General features: G+C 72.6%; 5 protein-coding genes. 2 read left to right on the forward strand and 3 right to left on the reverse strand.

Annotated elements, in window-relative coordinates; genetic code table 11:
- Positions 1–1,502, forward strand: a 1,502-nt coding sequence (locus AC3WRT_RS20550; RefSeq protein WP_492725253.1) for a D-alanyl-D-alanine carboxypeptidase family protein, incomplete at its 5' end; no start/stop codon positions are given.
- A gap of 33 nt (positions 1,503–1,535) precedes the next feature.
- Here AC3WRT_RS20550 and AC3WRT_RS20555 read toward each other — a convergent pair.
- Together AC3WRT_RS20555 and AC3WRT_RS20560 are read right to left on the reverse strand one after the other, a co-directional pair.
- Positions 1,536–2,645, reverse strand: a complete 1,110-nt coding sequence (locus tag AC3WRT_RS20555; RefSeq protein WP_492725255.1) for a YihY/virulence factor BrkB family protein — start codon at positions 2,643–2,645, stop codon at positions 1,536–1,538.
- 3 nt (positions 2,646–2,648) lie between these two features.
- Complete coding sequence (locus tag AC3WRT_RS20560) at positions 2,649–3,179, reverse strand: 2'-5' RNA ligase family protein (RefSeq protein ID WP_492725257.1); 531 nt, start codon at positions 3,177–3,179, stop codon at positions 2,649–2,651.
- A gap of 145 nt (positions 3,180–3,324) precedes the next feature.
- Between AC3WRT_RS20560 and AC3WRT_RS20565 the strand changes: the two genes are divergently transcribed.
- The gene (locus AC3WRT_RS20565) at positions 3,325–4,539 is read left to right on the forward strand and encodes a glycosyltransferase 87 family protein (RefSeq protein WP_492725259.1); all 1,215 of its coding nucleotides are present in this window, start codon (positions 3,325–3,327) and stop codon (positions 4,537–4,539) included.
- 30 nt (positions 4,540–4,569) lie between these two features.
- Here AC3WRT_RS20565 and trpS read toward each other — a convergent pair whose 3' ends face one another.
- On the reverse strand, positions 4,570–5,601 hold the full coding sequence (gene trpS / locus AC3WRT_RS20570; RefSeq protein ID WP_492725261.1) for a tryptophan--tRNA ligase: 1,032 nt from the start codon (positions 5,599–5,601) through the stop codon (positions 4,570–4,572).
- Between the last annotated feature and the right edge of the window lie 8 nt (positions 5,602–5,609).

Raw genomic sequence — 5,609 nt, forward strand, 5'->3', positions numbered from 1 at the left:
CCATGACGCCGACCCACCCCCTCCCACGACGCCCGCGGTCACTGCAGTGCGCCGGCGCGCTGCTCGCTGCCGTCACGGTCGCGCTGATGGCGTATGCCGTGCCCTCCTCCGCCGCTGCTCCGCACCTCCGCCCGGGGTCCGCGCCCGTGATGGCGCCCGCGGCGGGGCCGACCTGCCAGCCGTGGCAGACGCCTCAGGTGGTGCCGCCGGGCGTCACCCTGACCCCCCGCGTCTTCCCGCCGCCGGCAACGCCCGCAGGGCCCGCGCCGACGGCGACGGCAATGACCAGCTCGCCGGCGACGGCGACGCCCAGAGCGACCGAGGCGACCAGGGCGGCCAAGCCGCGCGTGGTGTGTCGCGCCACGCCGCCGACCCCTTTCGCGCATCCCGCGTGGGACCCCGCGACGGTTGTCGGTGGCTCTCGCCTCGCCGAGACCGGCGTCCTCGTCGACCGGCCGGCGGCCGTGCCGGCACCCCCGGAGGTCTACGACGTCTCCTACGTCGTCGCGGACCTCGCGACGGGTGACATCCTCGCGGCCAAGTCGCCGCACGCCTGGCTGCGCCCGGCCAGCACGCTCAAGACCCTGACGGCCCTGACGCTGATGCCGCGCCTCGACCCGCGCCGGGTCGTGGTCGCCGGTCAGGACGCGCAGGACGCGGCCGGCTCGCGGGTCGGGATCCTCGCCGGCAACCGCTATCCGGTGTCGAGCCTGTTCGACGCGATGCTGATGTTCTCGGCCAACGACGCGGTCTACGCGCTGGCCGACGTCGCCGGCGGCTACGCCGCCACGGTGGCCCTGATGAACGAGAAGGCTGCACAGGTCGGGGCCCACGACACGCTCACGGTCGACCCGAGCGGACTCGACGACGGCGACCAGCGGTCGAGCGCCTACGACCTGGCACTCATCGGACGCGACGCCATGCGGCTGCCGGCCTTCCGCGCCACCATCACCAAGCGTGACGCCGTCTTCCCCGGCGGCAAGGACAAGCAGGGCAAGGCGTGGCCCGCGTTCCACGTCTACAACATCAACGAGCTGCTGCGGCACTACCCCGGGGCCATCGGCATCAAGCCGGGACGCACCGACCGCGCCCAGCACACCTTCATCGGAGCGGCGACCCGCGAGGGCCGGACGCTGGTCGTCGCCCAGATGGGCAGCGTCACCGGCGCGTGGCAGCCCACCGCCGCGCTGCTCGACTGGGGCTTCGCCCACGCCGACCAGGTGACGCCGGTCGGACGCCTCGTCGAGCCGGGAGAGGCCGCCGCACCCGTCGCGGCACCGGCCCTGCCCCAGCTCCCCACGGCCGGCGCCACCGGGACGAGGACGGACACCCCGGGCTCGTCCGCGGGCCCGGGCACCCCGGTGCCCGGGCTGGCAGCGGCGACCGAGGCGACGGCATACGGGCGCGGCACGTCGCTCACGGTGGTGGCCGGGCTCGGTGGCGCCGTCACGGCCGCCGTCGTCGCGCTCGGCCTGGCGCGGCGCCGCCGCCGCACGCGCTGACCTCGCCGGCGAGCCCGCGGACGGGCGCGGCCCTCAGCGGCCTCGGCGACGCCGCAGGCTGGCGATGACCAGCGCACCGGCCGCACCCAGCACCGCTCCGGCCGCCGCGCTGACGCGATCGCCGGTGCGTGAGGACTGCCCACCCGCGCGCGCGGCCACGGGCGCGACGGAGGCCGGGGCGGCGGCATACGGCACCAGGCTGGTGTCGGCGCGGGACGACGGTGGCGCGGTGAACGCAGGGCGTACTGCGAGCGCGAAACCGGAGCGCTGGGTGTCGTCGCCGAGGCGCTCGAGGTCGACGTCGTTGGCGGCCCACGCGGCCGACAGCAGGATGATCCTGGCCATCAGGTTGAGCCAGAAGAGCAGGCCGACCGCGACGGCGACGGCACCGAGGAGGGGATTCGCGGTCGTGCGGCTGACGAGGAAGCCGCCGAAGAGCTTGAGGACCGTGAGGACGGCAGCGCCGAGCACCGCGCCCTGCCGGATGTTGCGCATCGGCAACGGCGCGCCGGAGAGCATCCGGAGCAGCACCACGAGGATGAGGGTGTCGAAGACGACCCCGACGGCCAGACCCAGCGCCCCGACGAGCACTCCGCTGCCGCCCAGCCCAACCCAGCCGGAGACCCGCTGGGCCAGGCCGCCGACGACGCTGGTCACGATCGCCGAGACCGCGATCGCAAGGCCCAGCGTGACGAGGACGAAGAGGTCGCGCGCCCTGGTGCGCACGAAGCTGTCCGTCGAGGCCTCGAGGCCGAAGACTCCGCGGATCCCCGTTCGCAAGGCGCCGACCCAGCCGAGGCCGGCGAGCAGCAGCGTGACGAAGGAGATGATGCCCGTGACCGTGAGGGTCAGGCTCGCCGGCGCCTGCACGCTGATGATGCCCTCGGGGTGGCTCGGAGTCCTGACCATCCCGGGAAGGGCGGTGTTGAGCGAGTCCGCGATGGTCTCGACGAGGTCTGGATGCCCTTGGAGGAAGAAGCCGAAGATCGCGAAGGCCAGGGCGAGCGCCGGGAAGACGGAGAAGAACGCGAAGTAGCCGACGCCGGCCGAGAGGAGGTCGCCGTTCGCCTCGCTGTAGCGCGTCCAGGCGCGGTACGCGCGGGTCGCCTTGAGCCGGTCCAGGAGAGGCTGGAAGGCCGGCACGCGTCAGTACCCGACGAGCGTGTACTCGTGCACGGGACGCCACACGCCGTCGTCACCCAGCTCGTACAGGTGGTATGCGTCGACCTCGAAGGTGACCGAGTAGTCGGCCAGCTCGTTGAAGGCCCGGTCGAGCGACGCGGCGGCCACGTTGTGCGCCACCGTGACGTGGGGGTGGTAGTAGAAGTCGAGGTCGCGGCGCACCGGGCCGGAGCGCAGGGCACGCTCGAGGGCCTCGCAGTTCGAGACGCCCCGCGCGACCTGGATGAACACGACGTCCGAGAGCGGACGGAACGTGCCCGTCCCGCGCAGGACGACGTCGAACACCCTGTGCGCGGCGGCCACGTCGGCACAGTGGCTGCGGAAGGCGGCATACGCCTCCTCGTCGACCACGGTCGGCGGCAACAGCGTGATGTGCGCCGGGATCTGCCACGCCTGGGGGTCACCGAAGTCGGCACGACGGTGCTGGAGATAGTCACCGTGCGGGGCCGGGATCGGGATCGAGACGCCGATCGTGGTCGGGCGCGCAACACTCACGCCCCCGACCGTACCGAAGGTTGTCGTGCACTTCGGACACGAGGTGCCGCACCGGCCGGGTCGAAGGCCCCCGGCGGCACGCCGCGCCCCTGCTCGATCGTGGAAGATGGCCCGCACGGACGCACGAGCGGCTACGGTCAGCGCCATGAGTCGCCGACGGGGGTGGGTCGGTCGCGAAGCGCTGGCCTGGGTGGGGGCGTGGGCGCTCGCCCTTGGCTTGTGCTGGGTGAGGTACCGGTCCGCGATGGCCTCGGACAGCCGACCTGACTTCGAGGACTACTTCCTTCCCGCTGCGCGCGCGGTGCGGGCGGGCGGCACTCCGTACGAGGTCGAGGGGTACATCTACTCCCCCTTCGTGGCGGTGCTGTTGGCCCCTGTGGCCGACGCGTCCTGGGCGGCTGGGGCATGGACCCTGCTGCTGCTGGCCCTGACGCTGCTCTCGTGCTGGGCGGGTGCTCGGGCGTGCTCCGTGGACAACAGTGGCGTCGCGCGGGCCGGCGTCTTCGCACTCGCGTCGGTCACCCTGCTGACGAGCTGGGGGCTGTCGGTGGAGCTCTGGCAGGGGCAGGTGCAGCTGTTCGTCCTCGCCGGGCTGACCCTGGCCATGTTCGCGACCGTCCCGGTGAAGGGACTGGCCGGCGCCGCCCTCGCCTTCGCGGGCATGGTGAAGACCTGGCCGGCGCTGCTCCTGATCTGGCTGTTCCGACGGCCCCTGCGGCTGCGCCGAGCCGAGTGGGTTGGTGCGGCAGGGATCGCCCTGCTGACCGTCTTACTGGTCCTGGCGGTCGGCGGCCCCGCGGCGCTGACGACCATGGCGGCCGAGACGAAGCGCGGAGGTAGTCAGCCCCTGGTCGCCTACTCTGCGTGGGGAGCCGGCACGGTGCTCTTCTCCGAGAGCCGGCTGTCGGAGCCGTTGGTCGTCTCGCCCATCCTGCGCGTCGTCGTGACGGGACTGTTGCTCGTCTGGGCCGTGTCGCTGCTCGCCGTCACGCTTCGCCGACCCGGTCACGCGGTGGTCGCGCTGCCCAACGTCGCCTTCTGCCTCGTGCTGCTGCTCCCGGTGACCCACTACGTCTACGTGTTCCTGCCGCTCCCCGCCTTGTGGTGGTGGGGCGCCCGGGCACTGCGGCGGCCCCGACGGTGGCAGGAGTGGGCCACACCGGCGGTCCTCGGACTGTGGTGGTTCCTCGCGCTGCGCCGGCTGACGCCCGTGGGTCCGGAAACCGCGACGACAGCGCAGTCGTTCCTGCTCATCCTCGGCTCGACCCTCGTCGCGGCGACGGTCAGCGTGTGCGCGGCGGCCACGCTCCCGAGCGAAGACCGTGTACTGGGGATTCCGGCTCCGAGGCGGGTGACGTAGGACGCAGGGTCCCCCGGCCCTGGACGGTGGTCAGCGACGCAGCCCGGACGGCAGCAGGCCCACCTTGTCGTAGACCCGGCGGACCGTGGCCTCGGCGACCGTCCGGGCACGGTCGGCGCCGTCGGCGAGGATCCGGTCGAGCTCGGCCCGGTCGGCCATGAGCTCGAGGGTGCGCGTGCGGAACGGCGTGACGGCCTCGACGACGACCTCGGCGACGTCCTTCTTGAGGTCGCCGTAGCCCTTGCCCGCGTACTGCTCCTCGAGGATCGCCACCGGGGTCCCCGACAGGGCGGAGTGGATCGAGAGCAGGTTGGAGATGCCGGGCTTGTTCTCCTCGTCGAAGCGGATCTCACGCTCGGTGTCGGTGACGGCCGAGCGGATCTTCTTCGCTATGCGTGACGGCTCGTCGAGCAGGCTGACGAGGCCGGCGTCCGAGGCGGCCGACTTGCTCATCTTCGCCGTGGGCTCCTGCAGGTCCTGGATCTTGGCGGTCGCCTTCATGATGTGCGGCTCGGGCACGACGAGCGTGTCGCCGAAGCGCTGGTTGAAGCGGCCTGCCAGGTCGCGCGAGAGCTCGAGGTGCTGACGCTGGTCCTCGCCGACCGGCACGACGTCGGCGTCGTAGATGAGGATGTCGGCGGCCTGGAGCACCGGGTAGGTGAAGAGGCCGACATTGGTGTTCGTGCCCTTGGCCGACTTGTCCTTGAACTGCGTCATGCGGCTGGCCTCGCCGAAGCCGGTCAGGGTGCCGAGCACCCAGTAGAGCTCTGCGTGCTGCGCGATGTGGCTCTGGACGAAGAGCGTCGAGCGGGCCGGGTCCACCCCGCCGGCGATGTACTGCGCCGCCGTGATGCGGGTGCGCTCGCGCAGCACCTCGGGGTCGGGGGCGACGGTCAGCGCGTGGAGGTCGGCGACGAAGTAGAACGCGTCGTGCGTCTCCTGCAGGCGCACCCACTCGACCAGCGCACCGATGTAGTTGCCGAGGTGCAGCGAGTCGCTCGTCGGCTGCATGCCGGAGAGGCTGCGCGGCGTCGGGGTCGGGAGGGAGGGCGTCGAGGACATGGGTGCAT

It is taken from the genome of Terrabacter sp. FW104-15G4B (assembly GCF_058790095.1).

Coding starts and splice junctions, on each gene's coding strand:
- AC3WRT_RS20565 (WP_492725259.1), top strand. CDS start 3,325: ATGAGTCGCCGACGGGGGTGGGTCGGTCGCGAAGCGCTGGCCTGGGTG.
- trpS (WP_492725261.1), bottom strand. CDS start 5,601: ATGTCCTCGACGCCCTCCCTCCCGACCCCGACGCCGCGCAGCCTCTCC.